The 21795-nt window shown below is 75.3% G+C and carries 16 protein-coding genes; 9 read left to right on the top strand and 7 right to left on the bottom strand.

What is annotated here, in order from left to right:
* Nucleotides 1-49: 49 nt before the first annotated feature.
* Nucleotides 50-988, bottom strand: coding sequence for a hypothetical protein (locus tag ACH4B3_RS19575; RefSeq protein WP_398464224.1), 939 nt, complete (start codon nt 986-988; stop codon nt 50-52).
* 118 nt (nt 989-1106) lie between these two features.
* Between ACH4B3_RS19575 and ACH4B3_RS19570 the strand changes: the two genes are divergently transcribed.
* The 4 genes from ACH4B3_RS19570 to ilvD all read left to right on the top strand — a co-directional run bounded on the left by ACH4B3_RS19570 (nt 1107) and on the right by ilvD (nt 5539).
* A complete protein-coding gene (locus tag ACH4B3_RS19570; protein WP_398464222.1) occupies nt 1107-2039 on the top strand; it encodes a Ppx/GppA family phosphatase in 933 nt (310 codons plus the stop codon).
* Nucleotides 2039-2887: a sugar phosphate isomerase/epimerase family protein gene (locus ACH4B3_RS19565; protein WP_398464220.1), complete on the top strand. Its 849-nt coding sequence runs from the start codon at nt 2039-2041 to the stop codon at nt 2885-2887. The genes ACH4B3_RS19570 and ACH4B3_RS19565 overlap by 1 nt, the downstream gene beginning before the upstream one ends.
* Nucleotides 2884-3519, top strand: coding sequence for a TetR family transcriptional regulator (locus ACH4B3_RS19560; RefSeq protein ID WP_398464218.1), 636 nt, complete (start codon nt 2884-2886; stop codon nt 3517-3519). The genes ACH4B3_RS19565 and ACH4B3_RS19560 overlap by 4 nt, the downstream gene beginning before the upstream one ends.
* Before the next feature lie 178 nt (nt 3520-3697).
* Nucleotides 3698-5539, top strand: a complete 1842-nt coding sequence (ilvD, locus tag ACH4B3_RS19555) for a dihydroxy-acid dehydratase (protein WP_398464216.1) — start codon at nt 3698-3700, stop codon at nt 5537-5539.
* Nucleotides 5540-5633: 94 nt separating this feature from the next.
* On the opposite strand, the gene ACH4B3_RS19550 is transcribed toward ilvD, so the two are convergent.
* Nucleotides 5634-7850 carry a serine/threonine-protein kinase gene (locus ACH4B3_RS19550; protein WP_398464214.1) on the bottom strand — a complete coding sequence of 739 codons (2217 nt, stop codon included), beginning with the start codon at nt 7848-7850 and terminating at the stop codon, nt 5634-5636.
* A gap of 237 nt (nt 7851-8087) precedes the next feature.
* Here ACH4B3_RS19550 and ACH4B3_RS19545 point away from each other — a divergent pair, with 237 nt between their 5' ends.
* Nucleotides 8088-8489 carry an SH3 domain-containing protein gene (locus ACH4B3_RS19545; protein ID WP_398464213.1) on the top strand — a complete coding sequence of 134 codons (402 nt, stop codon included), beginning with the start codon at nt 8088-8090 and terminating at the stop codon, nt 8487-8489.
* 235 nt (nt 8490-8724) lie between these two features.
* Here the strand turns inward: ACH4B3_RS19545 and ACH4B3_RS19540 are convergent, their stop codons facing one another.
* A complete protein-coding gene (locus ACH4B3_RS19540) occupies nt 8725-10890 on the bottom strand; it encodes a PQQ-binding-like beta-propeller repeat protein (RefSeq protein ID WP_398464211.1) in 2166 nt (721 codons plus the stop codon).
* Nucleotides 10891-11236: 346 nt separating this feature from the next.
* On the opposite strand from ACH4B3_RS19540, the gene ACH4B3_RS19535 reads away from it, so the two are divergent.
* The gene (locus ACH4B3_RS19535) at nt 11237-11755 is read left to right on the top strand and encodes a hypothetical protein (RefSeq protein ID WP_398464209.1); all 519 of its coding nucleotides are present in this window, start codon (nt 11237-11239) and stop codon (nt 11753-11755) included.
* 584 nt (nt 11756-12339) lie between these two features.
* A complete protein-coding gene (gene sigJ / locus ACH4B3_RS19530; protein ID WP_398464207.1) occupies nt 12340-13245 on the top strand; it encodes an RNA polymerase sigma factor SigJ in 906 nt (301 codons plus the stop codon).
* A gap of 172 nt (nt 13246-13417) precedes the next feature.
* Here the strand turns inward: sigJ and ACH4B3_RS19525 are convergent, their stop codons facing one another.
* Together ACH4B3_RS19525 and ACH4B3_RS19520 are read right to left on the bottom strand one after the other, a co-directional pair.
* Nucleotides 13418-14923, bottom strand: coding sequence for a SulP family inorganic anion transporter (locus tag ACH4B3_RS19525; protein WP_398464205.1), 1506 nt, complete (start codon nt 14921-14923; stop codon nt 13418-13420).
* 647 nt (nt 14924-15570) lie between these two features.
* A complete protein-coding gene (locus ACH4B3_RS19520; RefSeq protein ID WP_398464203.1) occupies nt 15571-15975 on the bottom strand; it encodes a hypothetical protein in 405 nt (134 codons plus the stop codon).
* A gap of 408 nt (nt 15976-16383) precedes the next feature.
* Between ACH4B3_RS19520 and proC the strand changes: the two genes are divergently transcribed.
* A complete protein-coding gene (proC, locus tag ACH4B3_RS19515) occupies nt 16384-17193 on the top strand; it encodes a pyrroline-5-carboxylate reductase (protein WP_398464201.1) in 810 nt (269 codons plus the stop codon).
* A 681-nt stretch (nt 17194-17874) separates the two neighbouring features.
* Here the strand turns inward: proC and ACH4B3_RS19510 are convergent.
* Nucleotides 17875-18498 carry a cysteine hydrolase family protein gene (locus ACH4B3_RS19510; RefSeq protein WP_398464199.1) on the bottom strand — a complete coding sequence of 208 codons (624 nt, stop codon included), beginning with the start codon at nt 18496-18498 and terminating at the stop codon, nt 17875-17877.
* Nucleotides 18499-19342: 844 nt separating this feature from the next.
* Between ACH4B3_RS19510 and ACH4B3_RS19505 the strand changes: the two genes are divergently transcribed.
* Nucleotides 19343-20317 carry a GlxA family transcriptional regulator gene (locus ACH4B3_RS19505; RefSeq protein ID WP_398464197.1) on the top strand — a complete coding sequence of 325 codons (975 nt, stop codon included), beginning with the start codon at nt 19343-19345 and terminating at the stop codon, nt 20315-20317.
* An 85-nt stretch (nt 20318-20402) separates the two neighbouring features.
* Here the strand turns inward: ACH4B3_RS19505 and trpS are convergent, their stop codons facing one another.
* A complete protein-coding gene (gene trpS / locus ACH4B3_RS19500; RefSeq protein ID WP_398464195.1) occupies nt 20403-21422 on the bottom strand; it encodes a tryptophan--tRNA ligase in 1020 nt (339 codons plus the stop codon).
* Nucleotides 21423-21795 lie beyond the last annotated feature (373 nt).

Genomic DNA, 21795 nt, shown 5'->3' with positions numbered 1-21795 from the left:
GGCGACGGCCGACCGGCTCACCGGTCCGGGCCCGGCGGCCGGCCGGCCGCTACCGCCCCGGGGCCGGCGGGTCCGCGGGGTGCGCCGGGTCCGGGCCGGCCGGGTCGCCCGGGTGCGCCGGGCCGGGGGCCGGCACCGGGTCCGCCGGGTGCGGCGCGAACAGCGGGAGCTGCCGGGCCAGCCGCTGTTCGCACAGCTCGGCCAGCCTGGCGTACCCCGCGGGGCCCATCAGCTCGATGAGTTCCGGCCGGTACGACTCGTACACCGGCTTCCCGGCGCCGTGCGCCGAGGTCGCCGAGGTGCACCACCAGTGCAGGTCGTGGCCGCCCGGGCCCCAGCCCCGGCGGTCGTACTCGCCGATCGACACCTGGAGCACCCGGGTGTCGTCCGGCCGGTCGATCCACTCGTAGGTGCGCCGGACCGGCAGCTGCCAGCACACGTCCGGCTTGGTCTCCAGCGGCTCCCGGCCCTCCCGCAGCGCCAGCAGGTGCAGCGAGCAGCCCGCGCCGCCGGGGAAGCCGGGCCGGTTCTGGAAGATGCAGGAGCCCTCGTGGCGGCGGGTCTGCCGCTCGCCGTCCTCGTCGGTCTGCACCCATCCGCTCGCGTGGCCGACGTCGTGGAACTGCCACAGCTCGGGGGTCAGCCGCGCCATCTCGCGGGCCACCCGCCGCTCGTCGTCCTCGTCGGAGAAGTGCGCGCCGAGGGTGCAGCAGCCGTCGGCGGCCCGGCCGGCCTGGATGCCCTGGCAGCCCTGCCCGAAGACGCAGGTCCAGCGGGAGGTCAGCCAGGTGAGGTCGCAGCGGAAGACCTGCTCGTCGTCGGCCGGGTCGGGGAATTCGACCCAGGCGCGGGGGAAGTCGATGCCGACTTCGTCACAGGTGTCGGCGGCACCCGGGCCGGCGGCCGGGTGCCGGGACGGCTGCGCGGAGTGCCGTGCGGACTCCTTCTTGGAGGCTTTGTCCTGCTTCGCCTTTTTCGTCTTTGCCACCCTTCAAGCGTATGCGGGCCCGGCACCGTACTCCGACGCCGCCTGCCCCCCGTACCGGTCCCGCGGCCGGCGACGGGACCCGTACGGGTGGACGACGGTCGCGCAGTAGCGTTCAGGCATGAGACTCGGAGTCCTCGACGTGGGTTCGAACACGGTCCACCTGCTCGTGGTGGACGCGCACCCCGGCGCCCGCCCGCTGCCGGCCCACTCGCACAAGAGGGAGCTGCGGCTGGCGGAGCTGCTCGACGGCACCGGCGCCATCGGCCCGCAGGGCGTCGAACGCCTCATCGAGGTGATCAAGGACGCCCAGCTGGCGGCCGAGGACAAGGGGGTGGAGGAGGTCCTGCCGTTCGCGACCTCCGCCGTCCGGGAGGCCCGCAACGCCGACGAGGTGCTGGCCAGGGTCACCGAGGAGACCGGGGTCGAGCTGACCGTGCTGAGCGGCGCGGAGGAGGCCCGGCTCACCTTCCTCGCCGCCCGCCGCTGGTTCGGCTGGTCGGCCGGCCGGCTGCTGGTGCTGGACATCGGCGGCGGCTCGCTGGAGATCGCCTACGGACTGGACGAGGAGCCCGACTTCGCGGCCTCGCTGCCGCTGGGCGCGGGGCGGCTCACCGCGGGCTGGCTGCCCGGCGACCCGCCCGACCCGTCCGACGTGCGCGCGCTGCGCCGGCACGTGCGGGCGGAGATCGCCCGGGTGGTCGGCGACGTCAGCCGGTTCGGCGCGCCCGACCACGTGGTCGGCACATCCAAGACCTTCAAGCAGCTGGCCCGGATCGCCGGTGCCGCCCGCTCCGCGGAGGGCCTGTACACCGAGCGGAAGCTGAGCATCCGGGCGCTTGAGGAGTGGGTCCCGAAGCTCGCCGTGATGCCGACGGTGCAGCGCGCCGACCTGCCCGGCGTGTCGGAGGGCCGCGCCCCCCAGCTGGCCGCCGGAGCGCTGGTCGCCGAGGGCGCGATGGACCTGTTCGGAGTGGCGGAACTGGAGATCTGTCCCTGGGCGCTGCGGGAGGGTGTGATCCTCCGCCGGCTCGACCATCTGCCCTCCGCCTGATGAGCGGCCGTACGCTGTCCCACGTGACAGAGCCAGTGGTGCGCATCCCGGATGCGAAGGTCGCCCTGTCCACGGCGTCGGTCTATCCCGAGTCGACGGCGACGGCCTTCGAGATCGCCGCCCGCCTCGGGTACGACGGGGTCGAGGTCATGGTGTGGACAGATCCGGTCAGCCAGGACGTGGACTCCCTCCGCCGGCTCTCCGACTACCACCAGGTGCCCATCCTGGCCGTGCACGCTCCGTGCCTGCTGATCACGCAGCGGGTGTGGTCCACCGACCCGTGGGCGAAGCTGCAGCGCGCCCGGGCGGCGGCCGAGCGGCTCGGCGCGTCCACCGTGGTGGTCCATCCGCCGTTCCGCTGGCAGCGCGGCTACGCGCGCGAGTTCGTCCGCGGCATCTGGCGGATGTGCGACGAGACCGAGGTGAAGTTCGCGGTCGAGAACATGTACCCGTGGCGGTACCGGGACCGCGAGATGCTCGCCTACGCCCCCGACTGGGACGTCACCAACGACGACTACCGGCACTTCACCGTCGACCTGTCGCACACCGCCACCGCCCGGACCGACGCCCTCGCCATGATCGACCGGATGGGCGAGCGGCTCGCCCACATCCACCTCGCCGACGGCGGCGGCTCCGCCAAGGACGAGCACCTGGTGCCCGGCCGCGGCAGCCAGCCCTGCGCCGAACTGCTCGAACGGCTCGCGGCCGGCGGCTTCGCCGGCCATGTGGTGGTCGAGGTCAACACCCGCCGGGCGATGTCGTCCGCCGAGCGCGAGGCCGACCTGGCCGAGGCGCTGGCCTTCACCCGGCTGCACCTGGCCAGCGCGACGAACGGGGCCGACCGGTGAGCGCCCCGGAGGAGGCCCCGGCCACCGCCCCGCGCCGCCGCGGCCGGCCCGCCCGGACCGGCGCCGCCGAGGGGCCCGGCGCCCGGGACCGCATCCTGGCGGCGGCCCGCACCGAGTTCGCCGAGCGGGGTTACGACAAGACCTCGGTGCGCGGCATCGCCAAGGCGGCCGGGGTGGACCCGGCGCTGGTGCACCACTACTTCGGCACCAAGGAGCAGGTGTTCGCCGCGGCCATCGAGCTGACCATGGCCTCCGCCCTGTCGGTGCCCGACGCGGTCGCGGCCGGGGAGCGGGAGGGCGCGGGGGAACGGATGGCCCGGGCCATGTTCGGGGTGTGGGAGAGCCCCGACACCAGGGCCCCGATGCTCGCCGTCCTGCGCTCCGCGCTGACCAACGAGACCGCGGCCGGGGTGCTGCGCTCGCTGATCGAGCGGCGGATCCTGGAGCGGATGGCGGAGGAGCTGGCCGATGTGCCGGAGCCGAAGTTCCGCGCGCAGCTCGCCGCCGGGCAGCTGGTCGGGATCGCCGTGCTGCGGTACGTGATCAGGATGGAGCCGATCGCCTCCGCGGAGATCGACGACATCATCGCGATGGTGGGACCGACCGTCCAGCGCTACCTCACGGAGAACTGAGCCGGGCGCCGGGGCGCCCACCCCTCGACTTTTCCGTCCCGGCATCCGGACATCACGTCCAGATCTTGGATTCGGGGCGTAGGCTCGATGGCAGCCGAAACGTGACCGGACCGCCGCCGCAGCGCAGCTGCGCCGACGGCCGGCCGGACGACCCGCACACCCGAGGGAGTGGAGCACCGTGCCCCAGCTGAGGTCCCGCACTGTCACCCATGGCCGCAACATGGCGGGCGCCCGAGCCCTCCTCCGCGCGGCCGGCGTAGCGCGCGAGGACTTCGGCAAGCCCATCATCGCGGTGGCGAACAGCTTCACCGAGTTCGTGCCGGGCCACACCCACCTGCAGCCGGTCGGCCGGATCGTCTCCGAGGCGATCAAGGCGGCGGGCGGCGTCCCGCGCGAGTTCAACACCATCGCGGTCGACGACGGCATCGCCATGGGCCACGGCGGCATGCTCTACTCGCTGCCCTCCCGCGACCTGATCGCCGACTCGGTCGAGTACATGGTCGAGGCGCACTGCGCGGACGCGCTGATCTGCATCTCCAACTGCGACAAGATCACCCCGGGCATGCTGATGGCCGCCATGCGGCTCGACATCCCCACCGTCTTCGTCTCCGGCGGCCCCATGGAGGCCGGCAAGGCGACGCTGGTCAACGGCACCGTCCGGACCGGCCTGGACCTGGTCAGCGCGATGGCGGACGCGGTCAACGAGGCCGTCTCGGACGAGGACCTGGCCCGCATCGAGGAGGCCGCCTGTCCGACCTGCGGCTCCTGTTCCGGCATGTTCACCGCCAACTCGATGAACTGCCTCACCGAGGCGATCGGCCTGTCGCTGCCGGGCAACGGATCGGTGCTGGCCACCCACACCGCCCGCAAGGCGCTCTACGAGGACGCGGGCCGCACCGTCGTGGAGATCACCCGCCGCTACTACGAGCAGGACGACGAGACCGTGCTGCCGCGCAGCGTCGGATCCCGCGCCGCCTTCGAGAACGCCGTGGCGCTCGACATCGCCATGGGCGGCTCCACCAACACCATCCTGCACCTGCTGGCCGCCGCCCAGGAGGCCGGACTGGACTTCACCATGCAGGACATCGACCGGCTCTCCCGCCGGCTGCCCTGCCTGTCCAAGGTCGCCCCGAACGGCACCTACCACATGGAGGACGTCCACCGGGCGGGCGGCATCCCGGCCATCCTGGGCGAGCTGTACCGGGCCGGACTGCTCCGCGAGGACGTGCACACCATCCACTCGGCGTCTCTGGACGAGTGGCTCAAGAACTGGGACGTCCGCGGCGGCTCCCCGTCGCCGGAGGCGGTCGAGCTGTTCCACGCCGCGCCCGGCTGCGTCCGCTCCGCGACCGCCTTCTCGCAGTCCGAGCGGTGGGAGAGCCTGGACACCGACGCCGCCAACGGCTGCATCCGCGACATCGAGCACGCCTACTCCACCGAGGGCGGCCTGGCCATCCTCTACGGCAACCTGGCCGAGGACGGCTGCGTGGTGAAGACCGCGGGCGTGGACGAGTCGATCTGGACCTTCGAGGGCCCGGCCGTGGTGGTCGAGTCCCAGGAGGAGGCGGTGGACGCGATCCTCACCAAGCGGGTCACCGAGGGCGACGTGGTGGTGGTGCGCTACGAGGGCCCCAAGGGCGGCCCGGGCATGCAGGAGATGCTCTACCCGACGTCCTTCCTCAAGGGCCGCGGGCTCGGCGCCAAGTGCGCGCTCATCACCGACGGGCGCTTCTCCGGCGGCACCTCCGGCCTCTCCATCGGCCACGCCTCCCCGGAGGCGGCGTCCGGCGGCACCATCGCGCTGGTCGAGGACGGCGACCTGATCCGCATCGACATCCCCGGCCGCACCATCGAGCTCAAGGTGCCCGACGAGGAGCTGCGCGCCCGCCGCGAGGCGCTCGGTGGCGTCTACGCGCCGAAGAACCGCGACCGCAAGGTCTCCCAGGCGCTGCGGGCCTACGCGGCGATGGCGACCAGCGCGGACAAGGGCGCGGTGCGGGACGTGAGCAAGCTGGGCTGACCACGCCGTACCGGCCGGGGGGCCGGCCGTGGAGCCGCGGGGCGGGACCGGGAGACCGGTCCCGCCCCGCGGCCGTGCCCGGGCCCGGTCGCCGCTACCACTCGCGGGGCGCCCGCTCGTCCACGGCGAAGACCGACCCGTCCGGGGCGGCCCCGAACACCCGGCCGCCCGCCGCGACCGGCGCCGGCAGGGTGTCCGCCAGGCCCTGATCGCCCCTGCCGGGCCGCAGCGGGGTCTGCCCCAGCAGTTCGCCCTCCACCGCGTCCACCGCCAGCAGCCGGCCGTCGGCCGAGGAGAAGTACACCCGGTCGGCGGTGGCGAGCAGCGGCGAGGCATTGCCCACCGAGGTCTCCAGCCGCCACAGCTGGGCCCGCGCCGCGTCCGTGCGCCGGGTGTCCACGGCCAGCAGCCCGCCGTCGCCGGACAGCAGGTACACCACGTCGCCACGGGCCGCGACGCTGATCGCGGACACCGGGGCGACCAGCGGGGCCCGCCGCTCGGTGTCGTCGCGCGGGTCGTACCGCACCACCGCGTCGGTGCGGCTCTGCGGGTCGGCGCTGGTCAGCTGGAGCACCCCGGCCGGCCCGGTGCCCGCCGGGGTGAGGTTGCCGGTCAGCCGGCGCTGCCAGCGGGTGGTGCCCCGCACCGGGTCGATCGCGGTGACCAGGGTGCGGGAGCCGTCGCCGGCCACGCTGCTGGCGTACGCGGTGCGCCCGGCGGCGTCCGCGAAGAACCCGGGAAGCTGGTGCCCGTCCATCCGGTGCCGCCAGCGTTCCTTCCCGGTGGCCGCGTCGACCGCGGTGACCGTGCCGTCCACCGCGACCAGCAGCACGGTGCCGCCCGCCCGGTACACCCGGCCGCCGAAGGCGGACACGTCCCGGTCCCAGCGGACCCGGTCGGTCACCGGGTCGAGCGCCTCCAGCCGGGTGCCGTCCGGGGAGAGCACCTGGACCAGCCCGCCGGCGAGCACCGGCGGGGTGGGCGCGCCGTCGTCCGGACCGGACGGCCCGTCGGTGGGCAGCGACCAGACGACCGTCCCGTCGGCCGGGTCCAGCCGCGCGGCGCGGATGCCGGCCCCCGCGCAGTACAGCGCCCCGCGCCCGGAGGAGCAGTAGGCGGACAGCGGCCTGCCGTCCGGCTCGTCGTCGGTGGCGCCGAAGTCGACCCGCCAGGCCGGCCGGTCCTCTCGCGCCTCACCGGCCGCCGGCTTCCGGGCGGCCGGCTGGAGCGCGTCGAACTGCCGCAGTGTCCAGACGGTGCCCGCGCCCAGCAGCACCGCCAGCACCAGGCCCAGCACGATCCAGCCGCGCGCCGCCCGCGGCCGGCCGAACCGACGCGGGCCCGCCCGCCGGCCGGCCGCCCCGCCGCCGTCCCCGTCGCCGTCCGTACGACCGTCCGCGCCGCCGTCCGCCGCGGCGGACGGCCCGACGCCGGGCCGGCCGGAACGGTCCGGACCCCGCCGGTCGGCTCCGGCCCCCCGCTCACCGCCGAGCGGGCCCGCGCCGCCCGCCGCGCCGCTCCCGCCGTGCCGCTGCGCCGGCACCCGGGGCAGCGGGCCGCGCGGCGCCGGGGCGTACGGGCCGCGCACCGCGCGGAGCGCCGCCATCAGCGCGTCCGGGGTGGGCCGGGCCTCGGGGTCCTTGGCCAGGCAGCGGCTGAGCAGCGGCACCAGATCGTCCGGCACGCCCGCCAGATCGGCCTCGTCGTGCACCACCTGGTACGCCACGATGTAGGGGCTCTCCGAGTCGAACGGCCCGCTGCCGGTCGCCGCGTGCACCAGCACCGAGCCGAGCGCGAACACATCGGCGGCCGGGCCCACCTGACGGGGCCGCTGGAACTGCTCGGGCGCCATGAACGGCGGGGTGCCGATCAACTTGCCGGTCTCGGTGCGCAGATCGCTGTCGGCGGGCCGGGAGATACCGAAGTCGATGACTTTCGGCCCGTCCGCGGCGAGCAGCACGTTGCTCGGCTTGAGATCGCGGTGCACCACGCCGGCCCGGTGGATGTCGCGCAGTGCCTCGGCGAGCCCGGCCGCCAACTGAAGCACCTCGTCCGTCTCCAGCGGGCCGTTCCGCTTCACATGCTCGGCGAGGGTCGGCCCGGGGATGTACAGCGTCGCCATCCACGGCCGTTCGCCATCGGGGTCGGCGTCCACCACCGGTGCCGTGAACGCCCCGCTGACCCGCCGGGCGGCCGCCACCTCCTGCCGGAACCGCGCCCGGAACTCGGGGTCCGCGGCGAAATCCGCGTGCACGACCTTCACCGCGAGACGCAGCCCGGAATCCGAGCGGGCCAGGTGCACGACGCCCATGCCACCCGAGCCGAGGCGCGCTTCGAGCCGGTACTGTCCGGCGTATTCCGGATCTTCCGCTTCCGGGCCTGTCCCCGCGCTACGCAGCGGCGGCATTCCCCCCACCCCCGTGAATTCGGCCGCGATCGCGACGCAGGGAGCCTAGTCGATGCGGGGTCAGAGCCGGTGGAGCTTGCTAGCCTGCGCATGTCCCGGACAAAACGCGGGACTTCGGATATCCGACGGGGGAGGGGCCTGATGGCCATGGAAGAGACGGTCGTGGCGGAAGCCGCGAACACCGCGAACACCGCGGACGGCACGGACGCCACGCAGATCGCGCAGCCGGGGGACCCGGCGGCGGCCGGCACGGACGAGGCGACCGAGGTCGGCACCACCGCGGCGGCCGGCACCGTCACCTACCCGGTGGCGCCCGGCTGCCGGCTCAACGTCCGGCGCGGCCCCAGCACCACCAGCCCGCTGGTCAAGGTGCTGCCGTACGACGTGCGGGTGCCGATCCGCTGCCAGCGGCGCGGGGAGACGGTGAGCGGCCCGTACGGCACGACGGACATCTGGGACAACATCGCGCCGGGCCAGTACGTGTCGGACGCGTACGTGAAGACCGGCAGCGACGGCTTCGTCGCGGTGCGCTGCCAGAGCTGACCGCGCCGCCGGGCCGGGACACCAGATGCTCCGGGCGCCCCCGGCCCGGCGGACCGCCCTGGGGCAGGTCAGGGCAGGGCGCCCCGGGTCAGGGCCGCCGCTCCGGGCCGGGCCTGGGGCCGGGAGGTCGGCGTCCGGGCTCGGGAGACCCGCGCCGGGCGCCGAAGTGCCGGGAACGGGGAGCGGCGTCCCGGATCGGGGGCGTGGCGCCCAGGTCAGGGCACGGCGCCCCGGGTCAGGGCGTCGCGTCCGGATGCCGCGGGTCCAGCGAGAACACCGTGCCGCTGCTGGTCAACCCGGTGACCATGCCCCGCACCACCAGCACCCCCGGCGGATCGATCCAGCCGGTGGAGGCGCTCCGGGCCGGGGTCTGCCACAACTCGTCGCCCGACCCCACGTCCAGCGCCAGCAGCCGGCCGCTGGCGGTGCCCAGGTACACCGCTCCGGACTCCTCGGCGACGGTCGGCGGGCCCAGCCGCTCCACCGAGGTCGGGGTGGACCACACCTGCTCGCCGTCGGCCGGGTCGACCAGGGTGACGCGCCCGCTCTCCTGGACGAAGAAGAGCCGGTCACCGACGAGGGTGGCCCGGCCGATGGTGTCCGGCGGCAGCTTCACCTCGCTCCGCTTCCCGGTGCGCGGGTCGAGCCGGACCAGCCGGTCGTGGCGGTCCAGCTCGGAGTCGACGGTGGGCAGGAACAGCAGGTCCCCGTCGTGCACCCCCAGCGGCTCGTCCACCTCCCCGGGCCGCCCGACCCGGTGCGCGTCGCCGTCCTTCTTGTCGAACCGGAGGAGGAGGACCGCGTAGTCGGAGTCGTCGGCCTCGGTCAGGCAGCCGGCGTACGGGACGCCGTCGGTGGGGGCCTGTACCGGCGCGCAGTCGGCGCCCTCGGGCATCGGGGTGGTCCAGCGCTCCTCGCCGGTCGCCGCGTCCCGGGCGACCACCGCCTCGTCCTTCGGATCGTTGCTGATCACCAGGTCGCCCACGAGCGCCGAGTTCGCGGCGCTGCTGACCCGGTGCGACCACACCACCTCGCCGGAGTCCGCGTCCAGCGCGACCAGCCGCTGGTACTCCTCCTGCGGGCTGTCGTGGAGGTACACCAGCCCGTCGCCGGTCGCGAAGGGGGCGCTGTTGGCCGGCCCGAGGCTGCTCTCGTCGTCGGCGGCCTGCGACTCCAGCAGCAGGCCCTTCGCCCGCCAGTCGACCCGCCCGGCGAGCCCGTCGACCCGGAGCGTGCGGAAGCCGGTACCACCGCAGTACAGCGTGGTGTCCGCGGCCAGGCAGCGCGGGGACAGGTCGCTGTCGTACGGCTTGGTGCCGGCCGCCTTGGACAGGTCCAGCTGCCACGGGTGCCATCCCCGGGGCACCGGCACGTCCCGGGCCGCGGCGTTCGCGCTGGTCCGCACCCCGTCACCGGACGAGGTGTACACCAGGACGCCGCCGACGACCGCGGCGAGCGACGCCACCGCCACCCCGGCCGCGAGCATCGTGCGCCGCCGTCGCCGGCCCGCGCTGGTGTGCTCGTACTCGGCGGGTGCCGCGGCACTGGCGCCGGTGCCCCCGGAGGCGTCCGCGCCCCCGGCGCGCGGGCTGCCGTGGCCGGGGAGGTCGCGCAGCCGCCGGGACAGCTCGGGCAGCCCGGGCCGGGCGGCCGGATCCTTGGCCAGGCAGTCGGCGACGACGAGGCGCAGCGGCTCGGCCAGGTCGTCCAGCGCGGGCGGCTCGTGCACGACCTGGTAGGCGGTCATGTACGGGCTGTCCGCGTCGAACGGGCCGCGTCCGGTCGCGGCGTACACCAGCAGGGCCCCGAGCGAGAACACGTCCGAGGCCGGGGTCACCTCGCGCGGCCGGGACAGCTGTTCGGGGGACATGAACGGCGGTGTGCCCATCACCCGGCCGGTGACGGTCAGCGCCTGGTTGTCCCCGGCGCGCGAGATCCCGAAGTCGATCACCCGCGGCCCGTCCTGGGCCATCAGCACGTTCGCCGGCTTCAGGTCGCGGTGGACGACCCCGGCCCGGTGGATGTCGTGCAGCGCCTCGGCCAGCCCCAGGGCCAGCCCCCGCAGCTGGACGGAGTCCAGCGGGCCGTCCTGGGACAGCCGCTCGGCGAGGGTGGGCCCGGGGACGTAGAGGGTCGCCATCCAGGGCCGGTCGGTGTCCGGGTCGGCGTCGACCACCGGGGCGGTGAACGCGCCGCTGACCTGCCGGGCCGCCGCCACCTCCTGACGGAACCGGATCCGGAACTCCTCGTCCTGCGCGAACTGCTCGTGGACCACCTTCACCGCGACCCGACGGCCGGACGACGAGCGTGCCAGATAGACCACCCCCATACCGCCGGAGCCCAGACGGTCCTCCAGCCGGTAGTCGCCTATCGATTCCGGATCCCCGGAGTTCAGCGGCACCCTCTCTCCTCCCCGCGCCCCAGGCCCCCCGTACACCCAGCGAGTGTCCAGGTTAAGGGGGGCACCCAGGAGGCCGCAGACCGGTCCGGGCCGAGTGGCGCACGACGGGCGGGGCGGGTACGGGCCGGGTGGGGTGCGGGTACGGGGGCCGGCCGAGCCGGGTGCGGGTACGGGGGCCGGGCCGGGTCGGGTGCGGGTACGGGGGTCGGGCCGAGCCGGGTACGGGGATGAGGGCCGGGCCCAGCCGGGCCTGGGCAGGAGGGCCGGGCCGCCGGCCGGCCGGTGTCCGGACGCGCCCCGCGGGCGGGCGACCGGCGCCCCGGGAGGCGGGTGAATAATCGGAGCCATGAGCGAGGACCAGCGACCGGACGGGCCCCAGCCGGAACCCCTCCGGTTCTTCGGGACGACGTGGGTGCACCACGACGGCGGATACGCGGCACGCCGGGTGGCGGTCGCCGCCGGTTCGCTGGCCGCCGCGGCGGCCGGAGCCCTGGTGCTGCGGTTCGCCGTGCAGGGCGTGACGATCGCCGAGGCCGGCGGCCTGGTGAACACCCTGCTCGTCGCCGCCTTCGCGATCTGCAGCGCGCTGGCGTTCCGACGCACCTGGACCGGGTTCCGGCAGCGCCCGGAGCCGCTCGCGGACGAGGCCGCCGAGAAGTCCATGCGCAGCATCCGGGCGATCGGCTTCGTCGGAGTGCTGCTCGCCTACTTCGTGCGCAGCCTCACCGAGGCGCCCGGGGAGAAACTGCTGCGCGCCGAGTACGAGGCTGAGCGCGCCGCCCACGAGCGTCGGCGTGCCGCCCGTACCGGCAACCCGGCCGGGCGCGGGGCGGGGGAACAGACCCGCAAACGGAAGCGCCGCTGACGCACCCCCGACGGTTCGGCCCCGGCACGTCGGTGCCGTCGCGGCCCCGGCACTCCGGTGCCCCTGGCGGCCCCGGGCCGCCGGCCCCGTGCGGTTCCGGTGCCCGCGGTCGCCCCGGCACGTCGGCGCCCCGGCGCCCCCGGACTCCGGCCCCTTAGCGGTCCGGGCGCCTCCGCGCCCCTGGCACTCCGGTGCCTCGCGGCCCTGGCAAACTTCCGGTGCCCGCGGGGCCCCGGGCCTCCGGCCCCCGGCTGTCCCGGTGACCGCGGTCGCCCCGGCCACGTCGGCAGCCCTGCTGTCCCGCCGCGCCACCGCGCCACCGTTCCGCCATGCCACCGTGCCGCCGTGCCACCGTTGCACCGCGCCGCGCGCGTCGCCCGCGACCCTGCGACCCCGCGACGGCGGGACGCCGCCGGTGTCCGGTGTCCGGTGTCCGGGGCGGGGACGCGGGCGAACGGGCAGGTAGGCCGCCGCGGCGGCCGGGGCGGGTGCCACCGCGGCCGACCGCGGATGTCACGATCCGGCCGGCTGTCCCGTCCCCCACCGGGAGAGCGCAGACCCGCCCGCACGAGAGGACCGTGACCATGGCCGAGCCGGCCGAGTTCGAAGCACACCGGGGCCGCCTGTGGGCGGTGGCGTACCGCATCACCGGCTCCGTCGCCGACGCGGACGACGCGGTGCAGGAGGCGTGGCTGCGCTGGCACGCGCTGCCCGACGGGGCGGCCGAGGAGCCGCGCGCCTACCTCACCACCGTGGTCAGCCGGATCTGCTACGACCAGCTCAGCTCCGCGCGCGCCCGCCGGGAGACCTACGTCGGCCCCTGGCTGCCGGAGCCGGTGCTGGACGGTGCCGGTCCCGTCCACGCCATCGGCCCGGCGGCCCCGGAGGACCGGGTCACCCTGGACGAATCGGTGGGCATGGCGCTGCTGGCGGTGCTGGAGCGGCTGACCCCGGCCGAGCGCACCGCGTTCATCCTGCACGACGTGTTCGCGGTGCCGTTCGCGGAGATAGCCGAGGTGGTGGGCCGGACCCCGGAGGCGGTGCGGCAGCTGGCGTCCCGGGCGCGCCGGCACGTCCGGGACGAGGCCCCCCGGCGGAACGTGGACCGGGCGGAGCACCGCCGCGCGGTGGACGCCTTCCTCAGCGCCGTCGTGGGCGGGGACATCGAGGGGCTGATGCGGGTGCTCGACCCGCGGGTGGTCTGGCTCGCGGACAGCGGCGGCAAGGTCAGGGGGGCGGCCCGCCGCCCGGTGGTCGGCCAGGACAACGTCGCCCGGCTGACCCGGGCCCTGGGGCGCCGCTACACCCCGGGGCGGACGCGGCTGACGGTCCGGGACGTGAACGGAGCGCCGGGCCTCGTCTGGGTGGAGCCGGACGGACCGCGGGCGGGCATCATCGCGTTCACGTTGGGCGACGGCGGCCGGATCACCGAGATCGACGTCGTGGTCAACCCCGAGAAGCTCCGCCACCTGGACCTCGACGAGCTGTGAACCGCCACCTCGACGAGCTGTGACCCCGCCCGGGCGCGCCGGAGACCTTCCCACCGCGCCCGGGCACGGCCTGCCACGCGGCACGGTCCGCCGGCGCGGGCACGCGGCGCGGCACGGCACGGTCTGCCGGACCGGTACGGCCCGGCAGACCGGCCGCCCGCCGGGCCGTGCGTTACGCCGCGACCCCCGGGCTGTGCAGCGGCTGTTCCACCACCGCGTTGTGCCGCTCGGCCCAGGCGGTGAGCGCGGTACGGCAGGCGTGGTCGACATGGCGCAGCCCGCGCATGTCCAGCTGGACCTCGCGGTCGTTCGGCAGGGCCTCCAGTTCGTCCAGCAGCTTCGGCAGCCGCAGGAACGTCGCGTTCCCCACTATCCGCGCCTGTACCGGCCCGTCGCCCTCCAGCCCGGTCACCTCCACGTGCACGTGCGAGGTCTCCCACGCGGTCTTGGCCACCGCCATCAGCAGGCCGATCAGCACGCCCTCGAACATGTTGGTCACCACGATCGCCCCGGCGGTGGACATCAGCACCACCGCCTCGCCCCGGTGCTCCCGCCACAGCGGCACCAGGTCACGCACCGGGATGAGCTTCCAGCCCGCGTGCACCAGGACGCCCGCGAGCGCGCAGACCGGGATCACGCCCAGCGCGGCGGGGAACAGCACCGCGAACACCAGCAGCCACCCGCCGTGCAGCACCCGCGAGGCCTTGGTCCTCGCTCCCGCCCGCACGTTGGCGGCGCTCCGGACGATCACCGCGGTCATCGGCAGCGCGCCGAGCACCCCGCACACCGTGTTGCCCGCCCCCTGCGCGATCAGCTCCTTGTCGTAGTCGGTGCGCGGCCCGTCGTGCAGCCGGTCCACGGCCGCCGCGCTGAACAGGCTCTCCGCCGAGGCGATCAGCGTGAAGGCCACCACGGTGCCGAGCACGCCGATGCCGGCGAGTTCGGCGAACGCGTCGCCGCCCGGCGGCTGCACCGCGTCCAGCAGTCCCCGCACCTCCACCCGGGCGACCGACAGGTCCAGCGCGGCGACCGCCACCGTGGCGAGCGCGACGGCCGCCAGCGGCGCCGGCAGCACCTTCGCGCCGCGCCGCCACAGGGGCCACAGCACCAGCACCGCCACGGTGCCGACGCCCACCGCCAGCGCCTCCAGGCCGGACTGGGAGCGGGCCGAGTCGAAGATCAGCTCCGGCACCCCGGTGATCTTGTCGACGCCGCTGCTGGGAGCCTTGGCATCGGCCAGCGCGTACAGCTGACCGGCGATCAGCACCAGCCCGATGCCGGCGAGCATGCCCTGCACCACGGCCACCGAGATGGCCCGGAACCAGCGGCCCAGCCGCAGCAGGCCCATCGCCAGTTGCAGTACCCCGGCGGCCAGGACCAGCACGCCGAGCGTTGCCACCCCGTACTCGTCCACCGCTTCGTAGACGAGCACGGTCAGCCCGGCGGCCGGCCCGCTGACCTGCAGACTGCTGCCCGGCATCAGGCCGGTGACCAGGCCGCCGACGATGCCGGTGATCAGGCCGAGTTCGGCGGGGACGCCGGAGGCCACCGCGACACCGACGCACAGCGGCACCGCGACGAGGAACACGACGAGGGATGCGGTGAAGTCGGCGCGGAGTGTGCCGGCACCACCGGCTCCGCGGAATCGGTCGAGGAGAGTTCGGGGCTTGCTGGGCATGAAGGTCGCCTCCAGTGCGTCCGGCGGAATGGTCCGGACGCGGCGCATCGCAGCTTCGATCGGGAGTCACCCGTGCGCTGTTCCGTACACGGGCGGGCGGTGCGGGTGGTGAGGATCATGCGCGGCCGTCACCGGCGGCACCGGCCGTACCTCGTCGTACGGGCGGGCTGAGCCGAGCCGGGCCGAGCGGGTGGTCGGCCGAAGGGGTGTGAGCGAGGGAGGAACGGCGGGCCGGGGGTGCGGAGCCGGCCGGGTGGCGGTACGCGCAGCGGTCGGTGTTCCGGGGACGCCGCGTCGCCCCGGTGCGCGGCCACCGCCGTGGCACCGGGGTTCCCCGTCCGCCTCCGCCCGGTGGGTCCGGGGCACGGTGCGCGCCCGGCCCCGTGGCCATCCCGTCCGCGCCTCGCGCGCGAGGCGGGCAGCGGTGCCCGGGGAGGCGGGTGATCAGGGGCGTGGCGGAAACCGGAGCACGTCCGTACCCGACGGGTCCGGTACGGAGCGCCTGCCGGTGCCCGGCCGGTCACGCCGGGGTGGGTGGGGCGCCCCGGCGTGCGCGGGGAGAAGTGCGCGTCCTGGAATCCGGCTGTGCCGGCCCTCGGCCGGGTGCCGCGCGGACATCGGTCGGCCGCGGCGGCCCGGCCACGCCGTCAGCAGCGGAAGGTCTGGAGCGCGATGGCGAGTTCGCCTGATCTCGACACCGGTACGGAGTGGTGCTTTATGGACGGCCCGGTGAGGGAGGTGGTGCCGGCCGCGAAGTTGGCGTCGCAATCGCACACACATGCGGGTTTGCCGACGGCGGCGGGTGCGCCGGCCGGGGCACGCCCGACACGGCGGCCCTCGCAGTTCTCGTCACCGGGATGCAGCAGCCCCGCGTCCGGGACGGCCCGGTGGGTGGCGGCCTCCAGAGCGGTGCCCGCCCCGACGGCGGAACGGCTCGTACCGCCCGTCAGGAGTGGGGAGTTCGCGGCGGCGGTGTCGATCGCGAGGAAGACGGCGAGGAACAGTGCGACGGCGGTGATCAGTGCACGACCGACTCGCCCGATCGTCGTCATGGTCACCCCCTCCGGCGCGCATCGACTCCAACGCCATTCTGGTCAGAAGGCCGTTGCATTGTGCAAGTCGTTGCGTAACCAAACTGTGAACGAGAAGTCACCGGAAGGGACGGGATCCGCGTCGCTCCGGTACCCCCGCGGGCGATGCGGACGCCTGGGCCCGACTCGCCCGTCCGGGTGGCGGGACCGGCGCGCGCCACGTCGGACGGGGGGCGGACGGGCCGCGGCCCGGGGCCACCCCGCTCCGGCGGCGGCCCGCCGCCGGATGCGAGGATGAGGGCGACGCCGCCGATGTCACAGGAGACAGGACGTCACGGACGCCGATGACGCCGTACGGACGGGCCGGGGCGTCACGTACCGCACCCCCGGCGAGGGGTACGCACCGCAGCGGATGAGGTGAGCGACACCATGACGCAGAAGGTCGCCGTGCTCGGCACGGGAAAGATCGGCGAGGCCCTGCTCAGCGGAATGATCCGAGGCGGCTGGGCGCCCTCCGACCTGCTGGTCACCGCCCGCCGGGCGGAGCGCGCGGAGGAACTGCGCACCCGCTACGGCGTGGAGACCGTCTCCAACGCCGAGGCCGCCAAGTCCGCCGACACGCTCATCCTCACGGTCAAGCCGCAGGACATGGGCGCGCTGCTCGACGAACTCGCCCCGCACGTCCCGGCGGACCGCCTGGTCATCTCCGGCGCGGCCGGCATCCCCACCGGGTTCTTCGAGGCCAGGCTCGCCGCCGGCACCCCGGTGGTGCGGGTCATGACCAACACCCCGGCGCTGGTCGACGAGGCCATGTCGGTCATCTCGGCGGGCACCCACGCCACCGCCGAGCACCTCGCCCACGCCGAGGAGATCTTCGGCGGGGTCGGCAAGACGCTGCGGGTGCCGGAAGCCCAGCAGGACGCCGCCACCGCGCTCTCCGGATCCGGTCCGGCGTACTTCTACTTCCTCGTCGAGGCCATGACCGACGCCGGGATCCTCCTCGGGCTGCCGCGCGACAAGGCGCACGACCTGATCGTCCAGGCGGCGATCGGCGCCGCCGTGATGCTGCGGGACAGCGGTGAACACCCCGTCAAACTCCGCGAGGCGGTCACCTCCCCGGCCGGCACCACCATCAACGCCATCCGGGAACTGGAACGCCACGGGGTGCGGTCCGCGCTGATCGCGGCCCTGGAAGCGGCCCGGGACCGCAGCCGGGAACTGGCCTCCGGCACCGGCTGACCCCTCCCCTGGCGCGGTGGCCGCTCCGGCCGGTGGCCCGCTCCCGCGCGGTGGCCGTTCCGGCCCGGTGGCCGCTCCCGGCCCGGTGGTCCGCTCCCGGCCCGGGGCCAACCCTGCCCGAGCCCCCGTCCGGCCCGACCCCCCCCCGTCCGACCCCGGCCCCCATCCGACCCGGCCCCCCATCCGGCTCGGCCGGGCCGCCCGTCTGCGAGGCTGGGTCGGCCGACCGTGGGCGAGGGCGGGCCGGCAGCCTGTCTGCGAGGGCGGGCCGCGCCGCCGTCCGCGGGCGGGTCCCCCGCCACCCGCCCCCGTGCCGGTGCGGCCCGCCGCCCGTCCCCGCCGCTCGGCGCGAACCGCCATCCCCCCGCCGTCCGGCCCGGCCCGGCCTCCGGGATCCGCTCCGCCGGGCGGATCCGGCCACGGCACCCCGGCCCGCCGGGGGACCACGCGGCACGGGTCGTGGCCCGCGCCGTGGCCCGGCCTGCCGGGGCCCGGCCCACAGCGGCCCGGCCCACCGAGGCCGCCGCCCGGATGGGCCGACCGCCGTCCCCGCGGGCGGGCCCAGGCCACTCGCGCCCCTCGGCCCGGGTGCCCGGCGGGCCGTTGGCCGGGAGGCGCGGGCCGTCCGTCGGCCGGGACATCCGGCCGTGCATCGGCCGCGGTGCTCGGGCCGTGCCTCGGTCAGCGGGCCGCCGCCACCAGTTCCTCCGTGGTCACCACCCGGGCGAAGCGTCCGCCGTGCAGGCTCACCGCGGTGGCCCGGGTCAGCTCGTCCGCGGTGGCGGTCCAGCCGAACGGCCCGGCCAGGTCGAAGGTGTGCATCGCGTCCAGCGGGAAGAACACCTGGTAGCCGAGGTTCCCGCCCATCCGCGCGGTGGTCTCGTTGCACATGTTCGTCTGGATCCCCGCCACCACGATCTGCCCGCGGCGCCCGCCGCCGACGGTGCCCTTGAGCCAGGCGTCCAGGTCGGGCTCCCCGTAGAAGGCCGAGTTCACCGACTTGGTCACCAGCAGCTCCGGCCCGCTGCCCCGCCCCCGGCGCTCGGCCACGAAGTCCTTGAAGTCGTTGCCGGTGTGCCCCAGCCGCAGCGGCGAGCCGGAGCCGGCCGGCGAGTCATGGCGGACGAACACGACCGGGCGGCCGGTGGCCTGCCAGACGTCGATCAGACGGGCCATGTTCCGCTCCGCCTCCGGATTGTTCCGCCGCCCCCAGAACTCCTCCTCGAACCCCTTCTGCACATCCACCACGACCAGCGCGGCGTTCTCGTCCAACCCGGCGCTCAGCGCACTCTCCACGGTCTCCATGCCCATGATCCTGGCGAGACCCGCCCCGGCCGCACAGTGGCAGCAATGCCGAGGAACGATGGATTACTGCCAGGCTTCCGGCCGCCGCAGCCACGGGACACCGACCGGCGCGCGGCACACCGTGCGGACCGGTTGGCATGCGGCGACCGCGCGGACGGGCCGGCGCGGCAACCGCGCGGACGGGCCGGTGAGCGGAAGCCGGCGCCCCGGCCCTCCCCGGCGCCCCGGCCGCTCCGGCCGTCCGGCTCCTTCCGGCGCCCGGCCCCGGCCCGGTGCCCCCGCCGCGGAGGTCCGCCAGCGGCCGTGAAGCCTATCCGCGGGCTTTGCGCGCGTTCAGGCCAGGCGTTGCATCATTTCCATGGCGGCTGTGATCGCACCGCCGGTGAAGAGCACAACGAGGCAGCCGCCTCCCGCGCTCGCGTTCTGCGCGCGCTTTTGCTCGGTCACCCTCTCGATTTCGGGTAACCCGCCTCTGTGGTAGGCGGCGCCGATCTCCTGACCGGCACAGTACCCGCAGTCCCACTCGCTGAACGCAGCTTTCTCACGTCCACATTTCGGACACTCAGCCATGTAGCTCCCCTGGCGGCGTTCCTTTAACGTTGAAGCTAGCGACGTCCGCTCCTCTCGGGGAAGTCGCGCGCGAGGCGTATGGGGCGCGCGGGGGGAGCGCACACGCACTTGGCGCCCCCCGGCCGGGGCCTCGGCTTCAAGGGTCCCGGCCCCGCCCCGCGCGCCCCCCGGCCGGGGCCTCGGCTTCAGGGGTCCCGGCCCCGCCCCGCGTCCGGCGGTCCCGTACTGCACCCGGCCCTCCCGGCCCCTCCCGGTTCCTGCCAGACTCCGGCCCATGTACCGCGTGGCCCTGATGACCTTCCCCGGTATCCGCTCCTTCGACGTCTCGGTGATCACCGAGGTCTGGGGCGGCGACCGGGGCAGCCGGGGCGTGCCCGCCTTCGAGCTGCGCCGGGTCGCCGCCGACCCCGCGCCGGTTGCGATGCGCGGGGGACTCGGCCTCACCCCCGACCGCACCCTCGACTGGGCCGCCACCGCCGACCTGGTCCTGGTGCCGGGTGTGGAGGAGCCGGCGGTCCGGGCGCCGGAGCCGGTGCTCGCCGCGCTGCGCCGGGCGCACGCCGCCGGCACCCCGGTGGCGGCGCTTTGCGCCGGTGCCTTCGTGCTGGCCCAGGCGGGCCTGCTGGACGGGCGGCGTGCCGTCACCCACTGGTACCTCACCGACCGGCTGCGGGAGCTGCATCCCGCGGTGCGGGTCGAGCCGGACGCCCTGTTCATCGAGGACGGAGGGGTGTGGACCTCGGCGGGCACCGCCGCGGGCATCGACCTCTGCCTCCATCTGGTCCGGGTCGCCCACGGCGCGGAGGCCGCGGCGGCGATCGCCCGCGCCATGGTCACCGCACCGTTCCGCACCGGGGGCCAGGCCCAGTTCATCGAGCGACCCACAGCCGTCGAGGACCGCGGCGCCGACGCGCTCGCGGCGGTACGCGAGAAGGCGCTCCGCCACCTGCACGAGCCGCTCACCGTCGCCCGGCTCGCGGAGTGGGCGGCGATGTCCCCGCGTTCGTTCGCCCGCCACTTCACCGCCACCACCGGCACCACGCCGCTCCGCTGGCTGCTGGAGCAGCGCCTCGCGGCCGCCCAGAAGCTGCTGGAGCGCACCGATCTGGCCGTCCCGGAGGTGGCCCGGCGGGCGGGTTTCGGCAGCGAGATCACCATGCGGCAGCACTTCGCGGCCCGGCTCGCCACCACCCCGCGCGACTACCGGGCCGCGTTCTCGGCGGGCACCCGGTACGCCGGCCCCTTCTGACTCCCGTGCCCCTCTCTGACTCCCGCCGGGTCCCCGGTGGCCCGCGGCCGGCCCGCCGGCCCCCGGGCCCGGCCCCCGGGCGTCCTCACCCGGGCGGCAGCAGTCCCACCGCCGCGTAGGCGGCGTCCACCCTGGGCCGGGCCAGTTCCCGCGCCCGTTCCGCGCCGGCCCGCAGCACCGCCTCGACCTGGCCCGGGTCGGCGCACAGCAGCGCGTGCCGCGCGCGCAACGGGCGCAGGGTCTCCACCACCGCGTCCGCCGTGTCCTTCTTCAGTGCGCCGTAGGAGGAATAGCCGGCGGCCAGCGTCCCGGGTTCGCCGCCGGTGCACGCGGCGAGGATGTCCAGGAGGTTCGCCACCCCGGGCCGGCTCTCCCGGTCGTACCGGACATCGCCCGCCGCGCCGCTGTCGGTGGTCGCCCGCATCACCTTTCTGCGGACCACGTCCGGCTCGTCCAGCAGGTAGACGATGCCGCTCGTCTCGGCGTGCGACTTGCCCATCTTCGACGTGGGGTCGCGCAGGTCCATCACCCGGGCGGCCACCCGCGGCCGGGTCGCCCGGGGCACCGTGAACACCGGCCCGTACCGCTGGTTGAACCGCAGCGCGAGGTCGCGGGTGAGTTCGACGTGCTGGGTCTGGTCCTCGCCCACCGGCACCTCGTCCGTCCCGTAGGCCAGGATGTCGGCGGCCATCAGCGCCGGATAGGTGAGGAGGGACAGCCGCACCCCGCGGCCGTGGTCCGTCTCCCGCGCCGTCTTCTCCTTGTACTGGATCATCCGGCGCATCTCGCCGTCGCTCGCCGTGCACTCCATGAGGTACGACAGGCGTGCGTGCTCGTCCACATGGCTCTGCACGAACAGGGTGCAGTGCGCCGGGTCCAGCCCCGCCGCCAGCAGCAGCGTCGCGGCCTGCCGGGTGAGGCGCCGGACCCGCGCCGGGTCGTGCTCCACCGTCAGCGCGTGCAGGTCCACCACACTGAACAGCGCGTCCGCCCGGTACTGGTCCTCCTCGACCCAGCGGCGCACCGCGCCGAGGTAGTTGCCCAAGGTGAGGTGCCCGGTCGGCTTGAGCCCGCTGAAGATCCGCCGCCGTGGGCGCTCCGCCATCCCTGCCATCGCAGTCTCCCGATTCGATCCGTCTCGGGGCCGCCGCGACCCGGGGGGCCGGCTGCGGGGGGATACGCGAACGGCCGCCGGAGCGGCGGCCGTGTCAGTGCATGCGCGTGGGTCGGCCGCCGTCAGGCGGCCCACCACAGGAGGGTGTGCGCATGCTTCGTCATGCCGCCGACCCTACGCGCCGAAGAAGTTCGCGGCCACAGGTTTGAAGCGCGTCCAGGCGTGATGTAGTGTTCTTCGAGTTGTCACGGGGTCCGCGAGGACCGACGGGGCAGCGCCTCGAGCCGCACCGGCGGCAAACCACTACTGCACGGCCCTCAATCGGGAACGACTTCGGCATGCCGAATTCCGGAACGAAAAGCTC

It is taken from the genome of Streptomyces sp. NPDC018031 (genome assembly GCF_044327625.1).
In the GTDB taxonomy this organism is placed as follows: Bacteria; Actinomycetota; Actinomycetes; order Streptomycetales; family Streptomycetaceae; genus Streptomyces.
Note: the sequence above shows the minus strand (reverse complement) of the source record. Positions and strands in the feature narration are given on the sequence as shown.